The following is a 20,112-nucleotide window of genomic DNA, read 5'->3' as shown; positions in this document are numbered from 1 at the left end:
TCCCGGAAAACTACCTTGCTTGAAGGCGATCATCGCCGTCACGACAGGGGCAGATACGATGACCGTGCATACCGGTGGATGCCATTGCGGCAACATACGCCTTGGATTTTCAACCGAGCTCGACCCGTCCCAAATCGAAGTTCGCGCCTGCCAGTGCTCATTCTGCATCAGACACGGTTCGCGCGCGGCTGCCGATGCGGCCGGCAGACTGACCATCTCGGTCAAGGACGAGGCGCACCTGCAGAGATATCAGTTCGGGCTGAGGACGGCCTACTATCTGATCTGCCGGGAGTGCGGTGTCTACGTCGCCGCAATCATCGGAGATGACGATGCAATCGCCAGAGACGACGCTAGGGCGATCGTCATCATAAACGCCCTGGACGACAGGGAGCGGTTCAATCGGGAGCCGGTCCGTGTCGACTTCGATGCCGAAAGCAGGGCGCAGCGCCAAGACAGGCGCCGCACACATTGGATGCCTGTCGAGATGAGCTTCGGATAGACAGCTCTCAGCGGATGACCGGCTCCGGCGCTATCCATATCTCGGCGTCGAGCCGCTTCGTTGCGAGGCCGCGGGCGATGGCCTCGGCACTGCCTGCACTCTTGGCAGCAGCCGCCGCCTGACGCTTGCTGATCAGCAATCCGTCGGCCAAGGCGCGGTTTCCCGAAAAGACGCGGGCCAGGAACGGCTTGCGGCTGGCTCGCGTACGCGAAAACCGTGCCGCCATGGTCTGCCTGGCCGTATGGGCGACAACCTCATCGATCCAGCCCTCCACCAGCCGCGCGCCCGGTTCCAGGAGCAGCAGCCAATCCCCTTTCGCCTGGCGGATGCCGGCAGCGACACCGCCCGTCATATACTGACAGCCGGCATGCTCGGCCACACGATGCGTCTGGTCGGTCGAGCCCGCGTCGCAGACGATGACTTCACGCACCACGCCCTCGACCGCGCCGCCAACCAGCGAGGCGAGCGTGCGGGCGAGGCCCTCCTCGTCATTGCGGGTTTCGATGAGAACACTGAGCATCCTTAGCCGAATAGCGGAAAGCGCCGGACAGCGCCAGTTTTTGCATCGCACCATAAAAAGTTCTTGCTTTGTTCCCGTCAACGAAATAGGAATAATTTCATGAGCAGAGCGATTCGACACAACATGGACAGTCCCTGGGAGCGGGCGAAAATGGAACAGATCGTGCGCGCCGACATTGCAGCTTTCGGAGCAGGAAGAGCCGAGATGGCCAATGCGATGGTCGAGCAGAGTGGCATGCGTGTCCGTCCGGATCGCAATCGCGGCAGGTCGGCTGGCATCAACCCGTCCGGACGGTTCGAGCCGGTCAGCCGCCACGTGTTCGACGATGGCTGGAATTCTCTGGAAGAACTGCCGCCTTTCAAGACCGAAGTGCAGGTCGAGAAGCCGCGCACCATCATCACCCGCAACGAATCGCCCGACATTTCCTTCGACCGTTCCATCAACCCCTATCGCGGCTGCGAGCATGGCTGCGTCTATTGCTTTGCCCGCCCGACACACGCGTTCATGGGCCTGTCGCCGGGTCTGGATTTCGAATCGAAGCTGTTCGCCAAGCCTGATGCGGCGCGCCTGCTCGACAAGGAGCTTTCGAAGGACAGCTACCAGCCGCGCACGATCGCCATCGGCACCAACACCGACCCCTACCAGCCGATCGAGAAGCAATACCGGATCATGCGCGAAATCCTCGAAGTGCTGGAAGCGCGCGGCCATCCGGTCGGCATCGTGACAAAGTCCGCTCTGGTGACGCGCGATATCGATATCCTGTCGCGCATGGCCGAGCGCGGGCTCGCCAAGGTGGCGCTGTCGGTGACGACGCTCGACCGTATGCTGGCGCGCACCATGGAGCCGCGCGCGTCGACGCCGACCAAGCGGCTGGAGGCGATCCGGCAGCTTTCGGATGCCGGCATTCCGGCGTCGGTCATGGTGGCGCCGATCATTCCGGGCCTGACCGATCCGGAGATGGAACGCATCCTCGATTCCGCACGCGCCGCCGGTGCGCGCGAAGCGGGTTATGTGATCCTGCGGCTGCCGCTGGAGGTCAGCCCGATCTTCAAGGACTGGCTGCTGCGCCATTATCCCGACCGTTACCGCCATGTGATGTCGCTGGTCCGCTCGATGCGTGACGGCAAGGACTACGATTCGGAATGGGGCAAACGCATGAAGGGCGCCGGTCCCTATGCCTGGCAGATCGGCCGGCGCTTCGAGATCACAGCCAAGCGGCTCGGCCTCAATGCCGAACGGCGCACGCTGCGGACCGACCAGTTCGTTGCCGCCGGGAAAGACCAGGTGCAGTTGACGCTGCTTTGAAGAGGCAATTCGTCGCGGCGGGTTGATCCGTCGCGGCTTGAAATTTTTGTTTTATGCATGTCGTCCTCCCAAAACCGCCAAACACTTTAGGGCGACATGCATTGGAATCCCGTCCGGCCTGCCCCGGCCTGCAGACGGTGCCCTCCCGGTCCGGCGCCCCACCCGACCCGGAGGGACTTGCGGAGAATCGGAGCCGATGCGAACCTCGCCGCAACATGGCTCGCGCGCGTTCTGATTCTCCGCCTCTCTTTGAGATCATCGAGAAGCCCGACTTCTCCTTCGAGACGAAGGCGATGGCGGAGGGCCTGTGGCCGGTCGCCGGGATGGACGAGGCCGGTCGTGGCCCCCTGGCCGGGCCGGTGGTCGCCGCGGCGGTGGTGCTCGATCCCGCCAACATTCCCGACGGCCTCGACGATTCCAAACGCCTCAGCCATTTGCAGCGTGAAGCCTTGTTCCTGCGGATTATTGGCTCCGCCCAGGCGGTCTCGATGGCCTCCATCAGCGCCGAGGGCATCGACGGCAGCAACATCCTCAAGGCAAGCCTGGAAGCCATGCGCCGCGCGCTGGTCGGGCTGTCGGTCCGGCCGAAGCTCGCGCTGGCCGACGGACGCGACGTGCCACCGGGGCTGCCTTGTGCAGGGCGCGCACTGATCAAGGGCGACCAGCGTTCGCAATCGATCGCCGCCGCCTCGATCGTCGCCAAGGTGATGCGCGACCGCATGATGTGCGGCTGCGGCAATCATCACGACCGCTATGGGTTCGAAGTCCACATGGGCTACGCCACGGTTCGCCATCGCACCGCGATCGAAGCGCATGGCCCGGTAGCGCGGCTGCATCGCGTGTCGTTTTCGCCGTTCAGGCTGGGCGGGGTGGAAGTGACGGACGAAGAGAGCTTCGCGGGGCTGGAGTGAGCCTACGGGATGGCAGCTAATCTCCCCCCTCGAGGGGGAGATGGCCGGCAGGCCAGAGGGGGTCGTCGCGCGTGAAGCGCCGGCGCCTTCTCGGCTGCAAAATGGCGTCGCGCCCAGTCGAAGCGACCCCCTCTGTCGCCTTCGGCGACATCTCCCCCTCGAGGGGGGAGATTATGCGCTCGTCCGTCCTCGCCAATCTCCACTGCCGCACAACAAAAAAGCCGCCGGGTTGCCCGGGCGGCTTTTGATTTGTCGGATGCAATCGGCCTCAGTTCAGCTTCGACTTCACGTCCGCAAGCGAAGCCTTGAACAGATCTGCACCCGCCTTGGCGTCGATCTTGCCGGCAAGCAGCGCGCGCGCTGCCTCGACGGCGATGTCGACGGCGCTGGCGCGGACTTCGCTGACGGCATCACGTTCGGCTTGGCCGATCTTCTGCTCGGCAAGCGCGGTGCGCCTGACGACATAGTCCTCGGTCTTCTTGTGCGCATCGGCGGCAAGCATATCGGCTTCGCGCTTGGCGGCGGCGACGATGTCGGCGGCCTCCTGCTCGGCTTCCTTGCGCTTGCGCTGGTACTGGCCGAGCAGTTGCTGGGCCTCCTCGCGCAGCCGGCGCGCCTCGTCCAGCTCATTGCTGATCCTGGCGGCGCGGGCGTCGAGCGCCTTGGCGATCATGCCAGGCACCTTGATGTAGACGGCAACGCCCAGGAAGATGATGAGGGCTATCGTGGCCCAGAGCGTCGCGAGAGATGTGTAATCCATGATGCGCTCCTCACCGGGCCACGGATTTGACCGCGGCCGCGATCTCGGCCTTGCTGGCCTTGCCGCCGACCAGGGCCTCGACGATTGCCGAAGCGGTGTCCTCGGCGATGCTGCCGACTTCCTTCATGGCATTGGCCTTGATGGAAGAAATGCGGGCTTCGGCCTCGCCAAGCTTCGCGTCGAGCGCGGCCTCGACCTTCTTGCGTGCGGTCTCGGCCTCGGCCTTGGCCGCATCATTGGCCTGCTGGCCGATCGCGTTGGCCTTGGTCTTGGCCTCCGCCAGTTCCTGCTCGTAGGCAGCAACGGCGGCGTCGGCCTCGCCCTTCAACTTGGCCGCCTGGTCGAGATCCTGCGTGATGCGATCGTTGCGGACATCGATGATGCCGCCGACGCGCGGCATCACCACCCGCTTCAGGAAGAGATAGAACAGCCCGAAGGTGATCGCCAGCCACAGAAGCTGCGACGGGAACGTCGCCGGATCGAATGGCGGAAACGTGCCATGCGCTTCAGCAGGCACGCTGGTGCCGGAATGCGTTTCGCCTTCCGTCGCAGCGTGGCTGGTATCGGCTGATGGCGCGGACTCTTGCGCAAAGGCAGATGTCACGAACATGGACTATCCCCGAAATTCAGGCCCGCCGCTTGCGCGGCCGGCCTGTCCAATCTTCCCGAGTGCTCAGCCGAACAGGGCCAGAAGCGCGATGAGAAGCGAGAAGATGCCCAGAGCTTCGGTCACGGCGAAGCCGAAGATCAGGCGGCCGAACTGGCCATCGGCAGCCGACGGGTTGCGCAGTGCGCCCGCCAGGTAGCTGCCGAAGATGTTGCCGAGGCCAATGCCCGCGCCACCCATGCCCAGGCAAGCGATGCCGGCGCCGATGTACTTTGCTGCTTCTGCGTCCATTTGTTCAACTCCTTTGGATCTAAAATTCCGTTGCGATTCCATCCGGCGCCAATGTTGGAAATTCTTGGGCCGGAAACTTTTGGACCTAGTGCCCGGGGTGCAGGGCGTCGTTGAGATACATGCAGGTCAACACGGCAAAGACGTAGGCCTGCAGGAAGGCGACAAGCAGTTCCAGTGCCGTCAGCGCCACCGCCATCGCCAGAGGCAGGATCGAGCCGGCGACGCCAACCGCGCCGAGCGCGCTCAGGCTGACGACGAAGCCGGAGAACACCTTCAGCGTGATGTGGCCGGCGAGCATGTTGGCGAACAGACGAACCGAGAGGCTGACCGGGCGCGACACGAAGGAGATCACTTCGATCAGCACCACCAGCGGCAGCAGGAAGACCGGCACGCCATGCGGCACGAACAGTTTCAGGAAGCCAAGACCGTGCTTCATGAAGCCGTAGACGACCACGGTTGCGATCACCAGCACGGCAAGGCCGAAGGTGACGATGATGTGGCTGGTGACGGTGAAGAAATAGGGGAACAGGCCGAGCAGGTTGGCGACGAGCACGAACATGAACAGCGAGAACACGAGAGGGAAGAACTTCATGCCTTGCGTGCCCGCGGCGTCGCGCAACATGTTCCCGACGAACTCATAGGCCATCTCGGAGACCGACTGAAGCCGCCCGGGAACCAGGCTGCGGCTCGACGTCGTGAGAAACAGAAATCCAGCCGCGACGATCACGGTTGCGACCATGAACAGCGCCGAATTGGTGAAAGACAGGTCATAGCCGCCGATGTCGATCGGAATCAGCTTGTTGATATGGAACTGGTGGATCGGATCGACCTTGTCAGCTGCCACGTTCAAACCCCGTCAATGCCGCGTACGGCCTCGTTACCATTACCGCACATGAAGCGCGGTCATTTCTTGTCGTCTTGGCCACGGCGCGATTTATCGCCCTGTCCAAACTCTGCCACAACGCCTGCGGAACGCATTACATTGAGCACTCCGGCGCCAAAACCAAGCAGCAGAAACACGATCAGACCCCATGGCGATATCCCCGCCAGACGGTCGACGATCCAGCCGATGCCGGCACCCACCACCACCCCGGCGATAAACTCGCTGGAGAGTTTGAGCGCCTGACCATAACCGGCCACACTGCCCGCTTTCGCGTCGTCTTTCCCCTCGAGCCGGCCCGGCCGCCTTGTCGCAAGCGAAGCTTCAAGGTCACGGCGGCGGCGTTCAAGATCGTCGTCGCGGATGTCGGGTTCATTCTGATTGCCGCGGCCGGTTTCTCCGGTTCCGTCTGGCCCATTCTTGTCGGCCATCGCAACCCCCCTGCCCGGTCAGACCGTCACCGTCCGTCCGCTTCTAAAGTCGCCGGCAACATAGTTAGAGGGTTTGCGCCCGTCAAGCCACGGGCGGAAGTTCATTGCCATGTATTTTAGGCAATGAAATCAATGGATTACAAAGGTGCGACATCGTGCCCGCCATGATGGCGAGGATGCATCGCGCGAATCCCCCGCGCAATGGCTCTTTGATCGGCTGCGCGCTACATCAAAGATCAGCGGCTGCTCCGCACTCAGCTCCAGCCGCCGCCATAGGTCCGATAGAAGATATGCAGGCCGATCTTGGTCATCTTCTGCATCGTGCGCGCCCAGCCGGGATGGACATATTGCGCATAGTAATGGGTCGACGATCCGACCTCCGGGATGAAGATCTTGCCGGCAGTGACGGCCATGGCGATCTCCTGGGCGGTGTTGTAGGCGGCTGGGCTATCGATGCGCTTCTTCCTGCCGTCGCAGGCGAAGGAGAACTGGCAACGGTTGAACCAGCTGTCGTTCTGGTAGACGACGCCGCAGATCGAATTCGGATAGGTCGGATTGCGAACGCGGTTGAGGATGACCTGGGCGACGGCGGCCTGGCCGCGCACGGATTCGCTCCTCGCCTCGAAATAGATGCCGTTGGCAAGGCATGCCTGCTCCTTCTTGGAGAAGACACTCGCCGGCAGGGGGTTCTGGATCCACGAATGATCGCCCTTGGCCATCGGCGGAATGAAGCGGCCCTCATTGGGCTGCTCGTCCTGAAGCAAGGCTTCGAAGGGCGATGCCTTGGCATAATCAGGCTCGGACTGCGCATAGGCGGTCGCCAGCACGTCCGGATGGTCATTGTTGACCAGCGCTGCCAGCATGGCCGGCATGCCGGGATCCGGCTTCTTGTCCTCGCGCGCATGGAATGCCGCGGCGATCTGGATTTCCTTGCCTTTGATCTGCGGCTTGGCGAAAGCCATTTTCAGGCCGCTGTCCATGCTGGGCCGCAGCAAGGAAGAGGTGCGCTCGAAGATCGAGCCAGCGTTGAAGTTCTTTGGCGGCGCCACGGGAGACATCTGGACGATGCGCCCTTTCTTCTCGGCGCGCACGACGCGGTCCTCATCGGGCGTGGCGTTGACCTTGCCGCCCTTGCCGCGAAACGACACGCTGCCGACACCGGCCAGGTGGACGCCCGATCCGGAAATGGAGCCGGTGACATCGGAATCGACAAAGGGCATCTCGGCCGCATGGGTCGAGCCGGCGACGGATTTCTCGACATAGGAATTCCAGCGCGTGCTCGATGCTTCGAGGCCGGAAACCAGGCTCGTCATGTCCTGATAGGCGGCGACGGTCGGAAAGCCGATCCAGATGCCGAAACCGATGACGAGCGGACCCAGAAAGCCACGTTTTCTCTCACCGGCGGCGGCAACCAGCCGCTTCAACACACGTCGATGCACGGAACTCTCTCCAGGAACGCTACAGACCCCACTGGAGAGCAAAATGATGCATTAACCTTGATGGGACGTTAACGGGTTCGATCGGGTTTTCCCGGTCGGCCCGAGGTCGTGGTTGCGAAGTCGGGCGATTTTGCGGCCGACCGTTCAGGCCGGGCGCAGGAAGATCGGCCGGGCGATCAGCGCGCAGATGGCGGCCGCCGCCCAGACGCCGGCCCAAGACCAGAGATGCAAGAGCCCCGGAATGGCCACCGGCACCAGGAAGAAGCCGACGAAAACAAAGGTGTTGGCAAGGCTGAGCGCGGTTCCGACATGGCCGGCGCCGGCAAGGGTGGCAAGCTCGGTGTAGGCGACGCCGTGCCAGGCGGAGACCGAGATGCCTGCGGCAATTAGCACGACTGGAAGGACCGCCAACCAGATGAGCTGGCCGCCCGGAGCGGTTGGGCCGAACAGGACCAGCAGCCAAAGCACGGCGAAGGCAAGGGCGCTGAACGCGCTGCACAAGCGAAGAAATTGGCGGCGGTTGCCGTGACGGTCGGTGAAGCGGCCGCTCCAGATGCGCATGACCATGGCGCCGATCTGAACGGCGGCGAGGCTCGCGCTGATTGCCGCCGTTCCCAAGCCAACGAAGTCGTGCAGGAACACGGAGGCGAAGGTGAGCACGGCCACCTGCGGAAAGCAGAGCAGGCCGATGGCGGTCGCGATACGCCAGACATCGCGATTGCGCAGCGGCGTCGGCCCGGCCACAGCCGAAGCGAGATGGCCCTCGCCCGCAGTCGGCGGCTCGTGCAACCAGCGCCAGGCGAACAGGGCAGACAGAGCGGATGCGCCCGCCAGGACCCCGAACACCGCGGCAAAGCCGAAAGCCAGGGCAAGCGAGGGCAGCACGAGCGCGCCAAGGCCGCCGCCGAGCGGCACCGCCGTCTGCCTGATGCTCATGGCGAAGCCGCGCTCGTTTTCCCGAAACCAGCCCATGATGGCGCGGCCGCTCGAACCGTTGACGCTGCCGCCGAGCAATCCGGTGATGAGCAGGCTCGCTGACAGCAGCGTGATGCCGGGGACATCGGTCCTTGTCGGCACGACCAGCATCGCCATGACCAGGAGCCACGCCGCAGTCGCGCCGAGCCCGATCAGGAGCATGCGGCGATCGCCCCAGCGATCGGTGAGCAAGCCCCAGGGCAGTTCGCTGAGCGCGACCCCCAGGCCGAGAAGGCCGAGCGCCAGGCCGAGCTCGGCATTGCCCAGGTGATAGCCCTGGCGAACAACGACCGCCGTCGCCGGGATGCCGGAGAACGTAGCCGAGAAGGCGGCATTGGCGGCAACGCCGATGCCCAGGACTTTCCAGCGATGGCCCGGCTTGAACACCCTCCCGGCGGAACCGGTATCTTCCAAGAGTTCCGACTGCTGCCGGTCGGTGCAATTGACAATGGCGGACATGATTTCATTTCCCGTGCTGGCCAGTGGTCCGGCCTTGACGATCTGTCCCTACCGCCATAATTTCATCCCGAAAATCAGGAAGTTTTGAACTTACAATCCTGAAAATCGGGACTTACACATGCGGCGCGTAACTTTCGACCTCGACGTCCTGCGCAGTTTCGTCACCGGCATGGAACTGGGCAGCTTTGCCAAGGCGGCTGACCGGCTTGGCCGGTCGACTTCGGCGGTCAGTGCGCAATTGAAGAAACTAGAAGAACAGGCGGCGACGCCGATCTTCCGCAAATCAGGACGCGGCCTCGCTTTGACCGAGGCCGGCGAGACCATGCTCGGCTATGCGCGCCGGATGATCGAATTGAATGACGAGGCGGCCTCCGCCATCCACGATGTCGAGTTGGAAGGCTGGGTACGGCTCGGCTTGCAGGAAGATTTCGGCGAGGCGGTGCTGCCGGACGTGCTCGGCCGCTTCGCTCGGGCACACCCCAAGGTGAAGATCGAAGCCAGGATCGCACGCAGCCACGACCTTGCCGAAAGGGTCATGTCAGGCAGCCTCGACATCGCGCTCGCCTGGCACTGCGGCGAAACGCTGCCTTATAGCGAGCATGTCGCCGATGTGCCGATGCGTTGGATCGGGCCGGCAAAGCGCATCGAGACCAACCTGCGCGACGGTGAGCCACTGCCGCTGGTGGCGCTCGAAGCGCCATGCCTTCTGCGCACGGTGGCAACCGAAACGCTGGACCGCGCCGGGCTGTCGTGGCGGATGGCTTTCTCCAGCCCGAGCCTTGGCGGCATCTGGGCAGCCGTGGCGGCGGGGCTGGGGCTGACGATCCGCACCGACATCGGCCTGCCGGCCAGCGTCAGCGCGATGACGCCGGAGATCGCCGGGCTGCCGGCACTGCCCAAAATGGCGTTGTTCCTGCATCGCAAGGACGCCGACGCCGAGCCGGTGGCGGCCCGCCTCGCCGACATATTGCTGGACGCGGCGCGGCAAGCGTTGCCTGAAAATGCCAGGGCCAGCGACGGCGACCTGCGCAATGTGGCGTGATCATGCAGCGCCAGCAGGCGCCGACCATCAGCTGCGTTTCTTGCTCGCCCGGCCGGCGAACGGATTGTCCGAGGTGCGCAGCGCGATGCGGATCGGCACGCCGGGCATGTCGAAGGCTTCGCGCAGGCTGTTGGAGAGATAGCGGACATAGGATTGCGGCATCGCATCGGGCCGCGAGCACTGGACAATGAAACCCGGCGGCCGGGTCTTGGCCTGGGTGACGTATTTGACCTTCAGCCGGCGCCCGGCTACGGCAGGCGGCGGATGGTGTGCCAGGATGCCTTCCAGCCAGCGGTTGAGCTTGCCGGTCGAGACGCGGCTGTTCCACACCTTGTGCGTCCTGATGACGGCATCCATCAGCTTGTCGAGGCCGCGCCCGGTCTCGCCGGAGACAGGTACGGCCTGGAGGCCGCGCGCCTGCGGAAGAAGCCGTTCCGTCTTCTCGCGCAGTTCGGCAAGAAGCTCCTGGGGATGGTCGATCAGATCCCATTTGTTGAAGGCGATCACCGGCGCCCGGCCTTCCCTGATGATCAGGTCGGCGATCTGCAGATCCTGCTTCTCGAAGGGAATGGTGGCGTCGAGGACGATGATAACGATCTCGGCGAAGCGGATGGCGCGCAGGCCGTCCTGCACCGACATCACTTCCAGCTTTTCGTGGATCCTGGCTTTGCGGCGCATGCCGGCTGTGTCGAACAGTTTCAGGCGGCGACCATGCCAATCCCAATCGACCGAGATCGAATCACGGGTGATGCCGGCTTCCGGTCCGGTGAGCAGCCGCTCTTCGCCGATCAGCGCGTTGATCAGCGTCGACTTCCCGGCATTGGGACGGCCGACGACGGCGATGCGCATCGGCTTGGTGTCGTCATAGGTGTGCTCGGCATCCGGATCGGCGATATCCTCGCCGATCAGCACCTCGCCGGCAGCGACGTCTTCGTCTTCGCCATCTTCTTCTTCGCCGAAGGCGCGCGCTTCGCCGAGCGCGCCGATCACGGCGTCGCGCAGGTCGGGCATGCCCTGGCCATGTTCGGCCGAAACCGGGATCGGCTCGCCAAGGCCGAGCTCCCAGGCTTCCAGCATGCCGCCCTGGGCGCCCTTCGCCTCGGCCTTGTTGGCGACCAGCACCACCGGTTTGCCGGACTTGCGCACGATCTCGGCGAAGGTCCTGTCGTCAGGCAACAGGCCGGACTTGGCGTCGATGGTGAAGAAGATCAGGTCGGCCTCGCGGATGGCGATCTCGGTCTGCGCACGCATGCGGCCGGGCAAGGTCGAGGCACCAGCGTCCTCGAAGCCGGCGGTGTCGATGACGTCGAAATGCAGGTCGTAAAGCTTGGCGGCATGGACACGACGGTCGCGGGTAACGCCCGGGGTGTCGTCGACAAGCGCCAGCTTCCTTCCCACCAGCCGATTGAAAAGAGTCGATTTGCCGACGTTAGGTCTGCCGATGATGGCGACTTTGAAGGTCACGACGCACTGCCCGACCCGCGGATCAGCTCGGACATCAACGTTGCGCGCTCGCGGGTGTTGCGCGGGGCGCCGTCGTCGGCGGCGATCTGGTCGAACAGTTTCAGCGCATCCTGGGTCTTGCCTTCCTTCCACGCGGAAAGGCCAAGTGCCTCGCGCGCGGTGTGGCGCAGCGTGTTGGTGTCGGATGTCAGCGCTTCGACACGGCTGGAGACATCGGCGAAGGAGCCATGGTCGACAAGCAGAAGGGCTGCCCGCAGGCGCGCCATGTCGCGAATGCCCTGGGGAATGGCCGTGTCGGCGGCGACTTCGTCGAAATCCTTGACGGCGGCGGGGACGTCACCCTTGTTCGCCTTGACGGTCGCGCCACGCATGCGGGCGAGCAATGGATAGGCGCCGTAGCCATCCTTCTCCAACTGATCGAGCGCGGTCAGCGCCTCATCGTTCTTGCCGTCATTGGCAAGCTTCAGCGCCTGCGAGAACGCGTCGCCGGAGCGGTTGGCGCGCGTCTCGTCCCAATAGCGATAGCCGACGAAGGCGGCGGTGCCGAGCACCACGAGGATCGCAACGACAATCAGGGCTGGGCCAAAACGGTCCCACAGCGCCTGCGCCTGTTCGCGACGGATCTCGTCATTGACTTCACGGATAAAACTGTCGTCGGACATCAAATCAAACCATTCCTGCCCGGTCGGGCTTTGTCAGCCCGCGTTTTAGCGAAATTCTGCCGGCATGGAAGGGGTTCAACCGGAAAATCGCCTATTGTCCGGGGCAAACGGATGTTTGCCCCGGACAAGCAGCCGAAAAGCCCAATCGCACCCACGCCACATTTAGGCGATAAGCGGTCTGCAGACGTTCCCTGAGTGAAGATCAGATTGCCTATGCTTCGTCCGTTCCGCGTTGTTGCGTTTTCGCTTGCCGCACTCGCCACTGCCGGTGGGGCTTTGGCCGATCCGCCGGCGCCGGCAAAGCCGAAACAGGTCGTCATCATCTCATTCGACAGCGCGCGCGATATTTCGCAGTGGAAGCGCAGCCGGGCATTGGCTCAGCGCACCGGCGCGCATTTCACCTATTTTCTGTCCTGTGTCTTCCTGCTGTCGCCGGAAACACGCAAGGAATACACCGCACCCGGCAAAAGCGCCGGCAAATCCAATATCGGCTTTGCCGCCTCGAAACAGGAAGTCACCGAGCGGCTCGAACAGATCGGGCTTGCCGCGCATGAAGGCCACGACATCGCCAGCCATGGCTGCGGCCATTTCGATGGCAAGGACTGGAGCAAGGCCGACTGGCTGAAAGAGTTCGGTTCGTTCGAGTACATTCTCGAGAACGCCTATGCGATCAACGGCATCGCGCCCGAACCCGAAGGCTGGCGCGATTTCGCGCGGCATGCGGTTGTCGGTTTTCGCGCGCCGTATCTGTCGACTGGCAAGGCGCTTTACGAGGCGCTGCCGGCCGCCGGCTATCAATTCGACGCCAGCGGCGTCTCGCAGGGTCCTGCCCGACCGGCGGCCAGCAACGGCATCATGCACTTTTCGCTCCCGCAGATCCCCGAGGGACCGAAGTCGCGGCCGGTGATCGCCATGGACTACAATCTCTATGTCAGACATTCCGGCGGCTTCGAGCGGCCAAGCCAAGCGGACGAGTTCGCCAACCGGACTTATGACGCCTTTCGCGCCGCCTTCGACAGGCAGTATGCGGGAAAACGCATTCCGCTGGAACTCGGCTTCCACTTCGCGCTGATGAATCACGGCGCCTACTGGAACGCGCTTGAGCGCTTCGCCGGCGAGGTCTGCGTCAAGGCCGATGTCGAATGCATCAGTTTTCGCGACTATGTTTCGCGCCAGGATGTTTCCCAGAAGCAGGTCTCGGTCGGCGGCTGAGCCGCGCTCGGCGGTTTTCCTCTCCCCATCAAGCTGGGTCGGACTGTTGAGCTTGGCGCTCAATGAAGCGGCGATCTATGCTGGGAAGCGGTTCGCCGTCCAAAGTCGCCTCAAAAGCGCGCAAACGTTTGTAGATGGACGTCAGCACGACAATGTCGCTCCAGGAATTAACGAGATACTGGAACGAAGAACGCACCTGATCAAACGAATTAAGTATCTGGTTAAGCGCCCCGAGCTTAATTTTCCCCGCCACCATCGTAGGGACAAGAACTATGTATGGGAATATGTTGTCTATCTGCAAATAGAATATTCTGGCGACGTTAAAGTAAACATAATGAAAATATAGCCTGAAATAATTCTTTCGAACGCTATCGAATAGCTCCCTAACAGTTTGCGGCTGCGCACGATTTTCATCATCTTCGCCATAAACAAGTTCCTTGCGGTAGGCAGCTTCGACACGCTGATTGCGAAACTCGAGCCCCGGCAACTTAATCCCAACCAGCCAAAGGAAAGTGGTTCCGAAAATCGACCATAGGATAGCGACCACCACAAGTGAGTGCGGCACCTCACCTACGATAGGGAGTTCCGTGACAACCGCAGAAAAATGCATGAGAAGCGGCAAGAATGCGATCAACGTCATGATCGAACTCACTAGGCTAACTCCGAGACCCTCCATCATATTGGAAAACCGCATTGTGTCATCCTGGACACGTTGCGATGCACCTTCGATATGGCGCAATCTGCCCCAATTGGCCATGTAGTAATCATTCATCGCGGTGCGCCAACGGAAAATCCAATGGCTAACGAAGAACCTATTGAGAACCCCTACGGTGACCGCAACAAGCGCTATCCAGGTAATCGTGAGAAGCTGCGAGTAGAAATCCCATGGGGTGGTAGAAAATGGCGTTCCAAGCGCCTTCTGGATCAAATCATAGAACGGGCCATACCAATCGTTGAAAGCGACGCTTACCTGAACCTGATAATAGATTACAAAAAGAATTAAGGACGATCCAAGAATGGACCAGTTTTGCCATGGATGAGGCCGATACCAGGCCCAAAAACCATAAAAAACGATCACTACCACGGCGAAATATACGTAGAACCAAAGAAATGGCTTCGACCAGAAAACTGACACACCAACGATCTTTGCTACATCGGGAGCATCGGGTGGTAAGCCGACAAAAGCGCCGATTTGTTCACCGCCGAAGAACCAGAACAAGACCGCCGCAAGGCTCCAGATGACCGCCGAAGAGAAAAAGAGCTTCGGCTGCGGGAAAAAGGATACGAACACTGTGGCGAATTCCTCGATCTAGGCGCAAATCAGCTGACGACAGCGGGCATAAAGTCACACATTAGTGGGAAAGAAAATGCCCGTGCCCGATGCCTCGCATCGAGCAAGCCCACAATCATGGCGATTTTGGCGCAGCCGACCATGTGATGGCGGCGGAGACGACCAGCACGATTGCGGCGGTGATCGAGGCGAGGAAGAAATCGCCCGACATCTGCGCCAGAAATCCGGCGGCGACCGGCCCGATGATCTGGCCAAGGCCGAACGCAGCCGTCATCAAGGCAAAGATCCGGCGCGGCGCGCTTGGCGCCTGCTGCCGGGCGGCCTGCAGGCCAAATGCGGTGATGGCAATGAAGGTGCCGCCGAGCAGCACGCCGGCAAGCAGCGGCCCGGTGGCGCCGCCGATGGCGACGCTGGCGGTGACGCCGGCAACTTCGATGAAGCACGCCAGCGCATAGGCGGCATAGAGGCCGGTCCGCGCGGCGATCTTCTGCCAGAGCCAGACCGAGGGAAGGCCCGCAAGACCGGCGACCATCCACACCATGGCTTCGAAGACGCGGCTGCCGCCGCCTTGCCGGACGATCGCGACCAGGAATGTCGCCGTCACCACATAGCCAAAGCCGAACAGGCCGTAGGCGATGATGACCTTGGCCAACGACCGGTCCATCCGCAGTGCCGGCTCGCGGGCGACTTCGCCGTTGCCGAGCGGACCCTCGTTGACCAACAGAGCCACGAGGACGAAACCGCAGGCCGAAATCGCCGCCGACCACAGCCAGCCTGCCGCCCAGCCCGAATGCTCGGCGACCAGCACCGCCATCATCGCCGCCGATGCCGCGATGCCGAGCCCGACGCCGCCGAAATGCCAGGCCTGCAGGTCGTTGCGACCGGCAGCCGCGATATGGCTGAACACGATGCTGGCCATGAAAACCATGACGAAGGCGCTGGCCAGACCGGCCAGAAAGCGGATGGCGAGAAAGGCCGCCATCGCATCGGTCAGCCCCATCAGCGCGGCAAGGACCGCACTGGCGCCAAGCCCCGCCAGCATCAGCAGGCGCTCGCGCCCATGCGCCCAGCCGCCCGCCGCCGCCAACGCGCCAATGAGATAGCCGAGATAGTTGGCGGAGGCGATCCATCCGGCATCGGCCGGCGACAGATGCAGTTCCTGCATCATGCCGGGCAGGATCGGTGTGTAGACGAAGCGTCCGATGCCCATGGCAACAGCCATGGCAATCATGCCGGCGAAAGCGAAACGCAGCGCTGTTGAGGCGACGGATGTCATTGCAGTGCACAATAGGTGCGCGAGCCGGGGAAACAATCCGCCTTTGTTGGGCCAGACCGTCGCGGGCGCCGTGATCACCTGGACCTGCGCTTAAATCGGGAGGCGCGTCGTCCGCTCAGCAGCGTCCGCCAAAACCCGCATGCAATGGGCCCATCTCGTGCACTGTCCGCCGTGCCGTCAGCCTGAACGGCACGTCGCCGAGTTCGCGCTCCGACATGGTGTTCAGCACGGGATGCGAAAGCGGATCGGTCAGCCACCTCTGCGCCTCGCTCTCCCGGCGCGGCTTATATGGCGTACTGGCGAAAAAGACCTTCAGCGACGACGACAAGATCCTCAGCATTTCCGGCTCCACAAGCCTGTCTCCCCTGATAAAGTCTGCCGTTTCGACATCGCTTTCAATTGAGATTTCGGCCGGATCGGTTTAGAAAAACTCAAATGGCTATGCTCAACCGCGTCCATCTCAACGGCCTTCGCGCCGTCGAAACCGTTGCCCGACTCGGATCGCTGGCGGCGGCCGCCGGAGAGCTCAACGTTTCCGTCAGCGCCGTCAGCCAGCAGATCAGCCGCACCGAAAAACAGCTCGGCCAGGCGCTGTTCGAGCGAACGGCAAGCGGTCTCGTGCTGACCGAATTCGGCGCCGTCTTCGCGGCCCGCCTCGGCGCTGGCTTCCGCGAGCTTGCCCATGCCGTGGCGCTGGCCGACGAGGCGACGCAGTGCACATTGGTGGTTTCGGTGGCGCCGGCCTTTGCGTCGAAATGGCTTTTGCCGCGACTGTCGCGCCACTTCGACCGGTATCCCAATGTACTGCTGCGCATCGACGCTTCGGTGCGGCTGGCCAATCTCGATCACTCGGACATAGACATCGCCATCCGGCTTGGCGACGGCAAATGGCCGGGCGGGCGCACGGAACTGCTTTTGGCGCAGGAAGTCTTCCCGGTCTGTTCGCCGGCGATCGGCCAAAAACTGAAATCGATCGAGGATCTTGCCCAGACCTGCGCGATCACCGACGAGCGGGCAATGATCAACTGGGAAAGCTGGTTCGAGACGGCCGGTGTTCCACCTGTCACCTTCCTCAAGGGCGCGCGTTTCACCGACCCGATGCTGTGCCTGGAATCGGCGATTGCCGGCCATGGCGTGATGCTGGGCTGGCAACTGCTCGCCGCCGATGCGCTGGCCGACGGGCGGCTGGTGGCGCCTTTCGGGATCCGCGCCCAGAGCGGGCTCGGCTATTGGCTGGTGACCTCGTCCGCCAAGGCCGAAAGCCGCAAGGTCCGGGATTTCAAGGTCTGGATCAGGGAAGAGATCGAGGCAACCATGGCGCGGTTCGGGTCCGCAAACCCAGAACCCGCCGGCGCGATCGCGGTGGAAAGCACGGCGCCGCCGCTCTATGGTAGGTCGGACATCAAACTACGGCAGGCAGGATCATGACCACACATTCGCGCGGCGTTTCCGCATCGATCGACCCAGTGAAGCTCGACAGGCTGGCGGAAGTCGCCATCAAGGTCGGGCTGCAATTGCAGCCAGGACAGGATCTGGTGCTCACATCCTCCATCGCGGCACTGCCGCTGACCAGACGGATCGTCGAGCATGCCTATAGGGCCGGCGCCGGGCTGGTGACGCCGATCTTCAACGATGACGAGATGACGCTGGCGCGCTACCGCTTCGGCGCCGATGCGAGTTTCGACCGCGCCGCCGGCTGGCTCTACGAAGGCATGGCGAAAGCCTTCTCCAACAATGCGGCGCGACTTGCCGTGCGCGGCGAGGATCCGTCGCTGCTCTCCGCACAGGATCCGGCGAAAGTAGCGCGCGCCAACAAGGCCAATTCGATGGCCTACCAGCCGGCGCTGGAAAAGATCACCGGCTTCGACATCAACTGGAACATTGTCGCCTATCCGGACCTCGCCTGGGCCAGGCAGGTCTTCCCCGGCGATCCCGACGACGTTGCCGTGGTGAAGCTCGCCGATGCCATCTTCGCCGCCTCGCGGGTCGATGTGGAGGATCCTATCGGCAACTGGAAGGCGCACAATGCAGCGCTGCGCAGCCGCACCGAATGGCTCAACGGCCATAATTTTCATGCGCTCCACTTTACCGGACCGGGCACCGACCTGACGATTGGGCTGGCGGACGGCCATGAATGGATGGGCGGCGCCTCGACCGCCAAGAACGGCATCACCTGCAATCCCAACATCCCGACCGAAGAGGTCTTCACCACGCCGCATGCAAGGCGCGTCGAGGGCCATGTCTCCTCGACCAAGCCGCTGTCCTACCAGGGCACGCTGATCGACGAGATCTCGGTTCGTTTCGAAGCGGGCAGGATTGTCGAGGCCAAGGCCTCGAAGGGCGAGGACGTGCTGAAGAAAGTGCTCGACACCGATGAGGGCGCGCGCCGCCTCGGCGAGGTGGCGCTGGTGCCGCATTCCTCGCCAATCTCGGCGAGCGGGCTGTTGTTCTTCAACACGCTGTTCGACGAGAACGCCGCCTGCCACATCGCGCTCGGCCAATGCTATTCGAAGTGCTTCGTCGACGGCGCCTCGCTTAGCCAGGACGAGATCGCGGCGCGCGGCGGCAACAAGAGCTTCATCCACATCGACTGGATGATCGGTTCGGACAAGATCGACATCGACGGTGTCCACAAGGACGGCGCCCGCGTGCCCGTCATGCGCAAGGGCGAGTGGGCCTGAGCCGCTTGCGGAGGGGCCGATGACCTTCGACCTGGCGGTCAAGCGCATCTACGAGCCACCCGCTTCCGACGACGGGCAGCGGGTGCTGGTCGACCGCATCTGGCCCCGCGGCGTCAGCAAGGAAGGCGCCGCACTGACGCTGTGGTTGAAGGATATCGCGCCGAGCGACGAGCTGCGAAAATGGTTCGGCCACGAGCCGGCGCGCTGGGCGGAGTTTCAGAAGCGGTATCGGGTTGAGCTGGATGGGAATGGCGAGGCCGTGGCAGAACTGCGCGCCCTCCTCGGCAAGGGTCGAGTGACGCTGCTCTACGGCGCGCATGACGAGGCGCACAACAATGCGGTGGCGCTGGCGGGGTATCTTTCCAAAACGGGTTAAGGGGCACTTGCCTTCCTGCGCTGGAGATTGGCGAAAGCCGCGGCGACGTCCGATCGCCCCCCCTTACGGGGGAGATTGGCAGCGTCGCCGTCTCGCTACGCTACCTCACCGCCGCCTCATAAACATCAGCCTTGAATCCAACCAGAACCCGGTCGCCAACCTCCAGAACCGGCCGCTTGATCATGGTCGGTTTGCCCAGCATCAGCGCCTTGGCCTTCTTCTCGTCCAGGCTCTGCTTGTCCTTGTCGGCCAGTTCGCGGAACGTGGTGCTACCCTTGTTGAGCAGCTTTTCCCAGCCGACCTTGCCCGCCCAGCCATCGAGCCGCTTCGCGTCCAGTCCCTCTACCCTGAAATCGTGAAACCGGTAGGCTATGTCATGGCCCTCCAGCCAGACGCGCGCCTTCCTGACCGTGTCGCAGGTGGTGATGCCGTACATGGTGATCGTCAAAAGCGCGCTTCCTTGGCTGACTGTCGAATCCGTTCCACAGACTAAAACCGCCCTTCCCGCTTTGCCAGAGCCGTTGCCATATCTCCGTGTCACACGACGGCCAGGACAATGTCCTGGCCGTCTAATTTCCAGATCATGCAGCAGCGACGTGAGCCGGAAGCCGGCGGCAGCCTCAATAGTAGAAGCGCTCTTCGGTGATCTTGCCGTTCTTGACCGTGTAGAGGCCAACTTCATCCATGGTGACACGCTCGCCGGTGGCCTTGGGCGTTATGTCGAACTTGAAGCGCACCGCGAACTGGTCGCCGTTGACATAGGGACCCTCGACCGACCCGCCATGCACTTCATTGTTCTCCTGCCACCACTGGCCCTTCTGTCTGAGAGCCTCCTTGCCATGGGAGATGGCCATCGGCCCCGCCATGGCTTCGAGACTGACGATGTCATCGGCGTTGTACTTCTCGGCAGCAGCTTCGTTATCGCCCTGCTTGAGCAGTTCGGTGAAATCCTTGGCAATTTCCGCGATGGTCATTTGTGTTCCTCCTGTTCAGACGCATTGCAAATAGGGAAGCGCTTACCGGCCCGCCAC

General features: G+C 62.7%; 23 protein-coding genes. 8 read left to right on the top strand and 15 right to left on the bottom strand.

Going from position 1 to position 20,112, the window contains the following annotated elements:
• Positions 1 to 58 precede the first annotated feature (58 nt).
• On the top strand, positions 59 to 499 hold the full coding sequence (locus tag LB558_RS05115) for a GFA family protein (protein ID WP_224696519.1): 441 nt from the start codon (positions 59 to 61) through the stop codon (positions 497 to 499).
• Positions 500 to 506: 7 nt separating this feature from the next.
• Here the strand turns inward: LB558_RS05115 and LB558_RS05110 are convergent, their stop codons facing one another.
• Positions 507 to 1,019, bottom strand: coding sequence for a glycosyltransferase (locus LB558_RS05110; RefSeq protein WP_224696518.1), 513 nt, complete (start codon positions 1,017 to 1,019; stop codon positions 507 to 509).
• A gap of 150 nt (positions 1,020 to 1,169) precedes the next feature.
• On the opposite strand from LB558_RS05110, the gene LB558_RS05105 reads away from it, so the two are divergent.
• Both LB558_RS05105 and LB558_RS05100 read left to right on the top strand, forming a co-directional pair.
• On the top strand, positions 1,170 to 2,324 hold the full coding sequence (locus LB558_RS05105) for a PA0069 family radical SAM protein (RefSeq protein WP_023808673.1): 1,155 nt from the start codon (positions 1,170 to 1,172) through the stop codon (positions 2,322 to 2,324).
• Positions 2,325 to 2,539: 215 nt separating this feature from the next.
• Positions 2,540 to 3,235, top strand: a complete 696-nt coding sequence (locus tag LB558_RS05100) for a ribonuclease HII (protein ID WP_224696747.1) — start codon at positions 2,540 to 2,542, stop codon at positions 3,233 to 3,235.
• Between the two features lie 268 nt (positions 3,236 to 3,503).
• Here the strand turns inward: LB558_RS05100 and LB558_RS05095 are convergent, their stop codons facing one another.
• The 7 genes from LB558_RS05095 to LB558_RS05065 form a co-directional block, all read right to left on the bottom strand.
• Entirely contained in the window at positions 3,504 to 3,995 is a 492-nt protein-coding gene (locus tag LB558_RS05095; RefSeq protein ID WP_224696517.1) for a F0F1 ATP synthase subunit B, read from the bottom strand.
• 10 nt (positions 3,996 to 4,005) lie between these two features.
• A complete protein-coding gene (locus tag LB558_RS05090) occupies positions 4,006 to 4,605 on the bottom strand; it encodes a F0F1 ATP synthase subunit B (protein ID WP_224696516.1) in 600 nt (199 codons plus the stop codon).
• A gap of 63 nt (positions 4,606 to 4,668) precedes the next feature.
• On the bottom strand, positions 4,669 to 4,893 hold the full coding sequence (locus LB558_RS05085; protein ID WP_006206606.1) for a F0F1 ATP synthase subunit C: 225 nt from the start codon (positions 4,891 to 4,893) through the stop codon (positions 4,669 to 4,671).
• Between the two features lie 85 nt (positions 4,894 to 4,978).
• The gene (locus LB558_RS05080) at positions 4,979 to 5,737 is read right to left on the bottom strand and encodes a F0F1 ATP synthase subunit A (protein WP_013532843.1); all 759 of its coding nucleotides are present in this window, start codon (positions 5,735 to 5,737) and stop codon (positions 4,979 to 4,981) included.
• Positions 5,738 to 5,796: 59 nt separating this feature from the next.
• On the bottom strand, positions 5,797 to 6,204 hold the full coding sequence (locus tag LB558_RS05075) for an AtpZ/AtpI family protein (protein WP_224696515.1): 408 nt from the start codon (positions 6,202 to 6,204) through the stop codon (positions 5,797 to 5,799).
• Between the two features lie 254 nt (positions 6,205 to 6,458).
• Positions 6,459 to 7,643: a cell wall hydrolase gene (locus LB558_RS05070; protein WP_224696514.1), complete on the bottom strand. Its 1,185-nt coding sequence runs from the start codon at positions 7,641 to 7,643 to the stop codon at positions 6,459 to 6,461.
• Positions 7,644 to 7,787: 144 nt separating this feature from the next.
• Positions 7,788 to 9,077 (bottom strand): MFS transporter, encoded by a 1,290-nt coding sequence (locus LB558_RS05065; RefSeq protein ID WP_224696513.1) that lies wholly within the window; start codon positions 9,075 to 9,077, stop codon positions 7,788 to 7,790.
• 118 nt (positions 9,078 to 9,195) lie between these two features.
• On the opposite strand from LB558_RS05065, the gene LB558_RS05060 reads away from it, so the two are divergent.
• Positions 9,196 to 10,119: a LysR substrate-binding domain-containing protein gene (locus tag LB558_RS05060; RefSeq protein ID WP_224696512.1), complete on the top strand. Its 924-nt coding sequence runs from the start codon at positions 9,196 to 9,198 to the stop codon at positions 10,117 to 10,119.
• A 27-nt stretch (positions 10,120 to 10,146) separates the two neighbouring features.
• Here LB558_RS05060 and der read toward each other — a convergent pair whose 3' ends face one another.
• Both der and LB558_RS05050 read right to left on the bottom strand, forming a co-directional pair.
• On the bottom strand, positions 10,147 to 11,583 hold the full coding sequence (der, locus tag LB558_RS05055; RefSeq protein ID WP_224696511.1) for a ribosome biogenesis GTPase Der: 1,437 nt from the start codon (positions 11,581 to 11,583) through the stop codon (positions 10,147 to 10,149).
• The gene (locus tag LB558_RS05050) at positions 11,580 to 12,245 is read right to left on the bottom strand and encodes a tetratricopeptide repeat protein (protein ID WP_023808683.1); all 666 of its coding nucleotides are present in this window, start codon (positions 12,243 to 12,245) and stop codon (positions 11,580 to 11,582) included. The genes der and LB558_RS05050 overlap by 4 nt, the downstream gene beginning before the upstream one ends.
• Before the next feature lie 213 nt (positions 12,246 to 12,458).
• Between LB558_RS05050 and LB558_RS05045 the strand changes: the two genes are divergently transcribed.
• Positions 12,459 to 13,457, top strand: coding sequence for a polysaccharide deacetylase family protein (locus LB558_RS05045; protein WP_224696746.1), 999 nt, complete (start codon positions 12,459 to 12,461; stop codon positions 13,455 to 13,457).
• Between the two features lie 28 nt (positions 13,458 to 13,485).
• Here LB558_RS05045 and sbmA read toward each other — a convergent pair whose 3' ends face one another.
• The 3 genes from sbmA to LB558_RS05030 form a co-directional block, all read right to left on the bottom strand.
• Positions 13,486 to 14,748 (bottom strand): peptide antibiotic transporter SbmA, encoded by a 1,263-nt coding sequence (gene sbmA / locus LB558_RS05040; RefSeq protein WP_224696510.1) that lies wholly within the window; start codon positions 14,746 to 14,748, stop codon positions 13,486 to 13,488.
• A gap of 115 nt (positions 14,749 to 14,863) precedes the next feature.
• Complete coding sequence (locus LB558_RS05035; RefSeq protein WP_224696509.1) at positions 14,864 to 16,024, bottom strand: YbfB/YjiJ family MFS transporter; 1,161 nt, start codon at positions 16,022 to 16,024, stop codon at positions 14,864 to 14,866.
• 115 nt (positions 16,025 to 16,139) lie between these two features.
• On the bottom strand, positions 16,140 to 16,364 hold the full coding sequence (locus tag LB558_RS05030) for a hypothetical protein (RefSeq protein ID WP_224696508.1): 225 nt from the start codon (positions 16,362 to 16,364) through the stop codon (positions 16,140 to 16,142).
• A gap of 95 nt (positions 16,365 to 16,459) precedes the next feature.
• Between LB558_RS05030 and LB558_RS05025 the strand changes: the two genes are divergently transcribed.
• Genes LB558_RS05025 through LB558_RS05015 form a run of 3 tightly spaced genes read left to right on the top strand, consistent with a single transcriptional unit; the run spans position 16,460 to position 19,081 of the window.
• The gene (locus tag LB558_RS05025) at positions 16,460 to 17,452 is read left to right on the top strand and encodes a LysR substrate-binding domain-containing protein (RefSeq protein WP_224696507.1); all 993 of its coding nucleotides are present in this window, start codon (positions 16,460 to 16,462) and stop codon (positions 17,450 to 17,452) included.
• The gene (locus LB558_RS05020) at positions 17,449 to 18,705 is read left to right on the top strand and encodes an aminopeptidase (RefSeq protein ID WP_224696506.1); all 1,257 of its coding nucleotides are present in this window, start codon (positions 17,449 to 17,451) and stop codon (positions 18,703 to 18,705) included. The genes LB558_RS05025 and LB558_RS05020 overlap by 4 nt, the downstream gene beginning before the upstream one ends.
• 19 nt (positions 18,706 to 18,724) lie before the next feature.
• Positions 18,725 to 19,081, top strand: coding sequence for a DUF488 domain-containing protein (locus tag LB558_RS05015; RefSeq protein ID WP_224696505.1), 357 nt, complete (start codon positions 18,725 to 18,727; stop codon positions 19,079 to 19,081).
• 100 nt (positions 19,082 to 19,181) lie between these two features.
• Here the strand turns inward: LB558_RS05015 and LB558_RS05010 are convergent, their stop codons facing one another.
• Together LB558_RS05010 and LB558_RS05005 are read right to left on the bottom strand one after the other, a co-directional pair.
• Positions 19,182 to 19,529 carry an ArsC family reductase gene (locus tag LB558_RS05010; protein WP_224696504.1) on the bottom strand — a complete coding sequence of 116 codons (348 nt, stop codon included), beginning with the start codon at positions 19,527 to 19,529 and terminating at the stop codon, positions 19,182 to 19,184.
• Between the two features lie 172 nt (positions 19,530 to 19,701).
• Positions 19,702 to 20,055 (bottom strand): nuclear transport factor 2 family protein, encoded by a 354-nt coding sequence (locus LB558_RS05005; RefSeq protein ID WP_127261632.1) that lies wholly within the window; start codon positions 20,053 to 20,055, stop codon positions 19,702 to 19,704.
• Positions 20,056 to 20,112: the final 57 nt, after the last annotated feature.

Origin of the sequence: Mesorhizobium sp. CO1-1-8, from assembly GCF_020164875.1 — a bacterium.
Lineage (GTDB): Bacteria > Pseudomonadota > Alphaproteobacteria > Rhizobiales > Rhizobiaceae > Mesorhizobium.
Note: the sequence above shows the minus strand (reverse complement) of the source record. Positions and strands in the feature narration are given on the sequence as shown.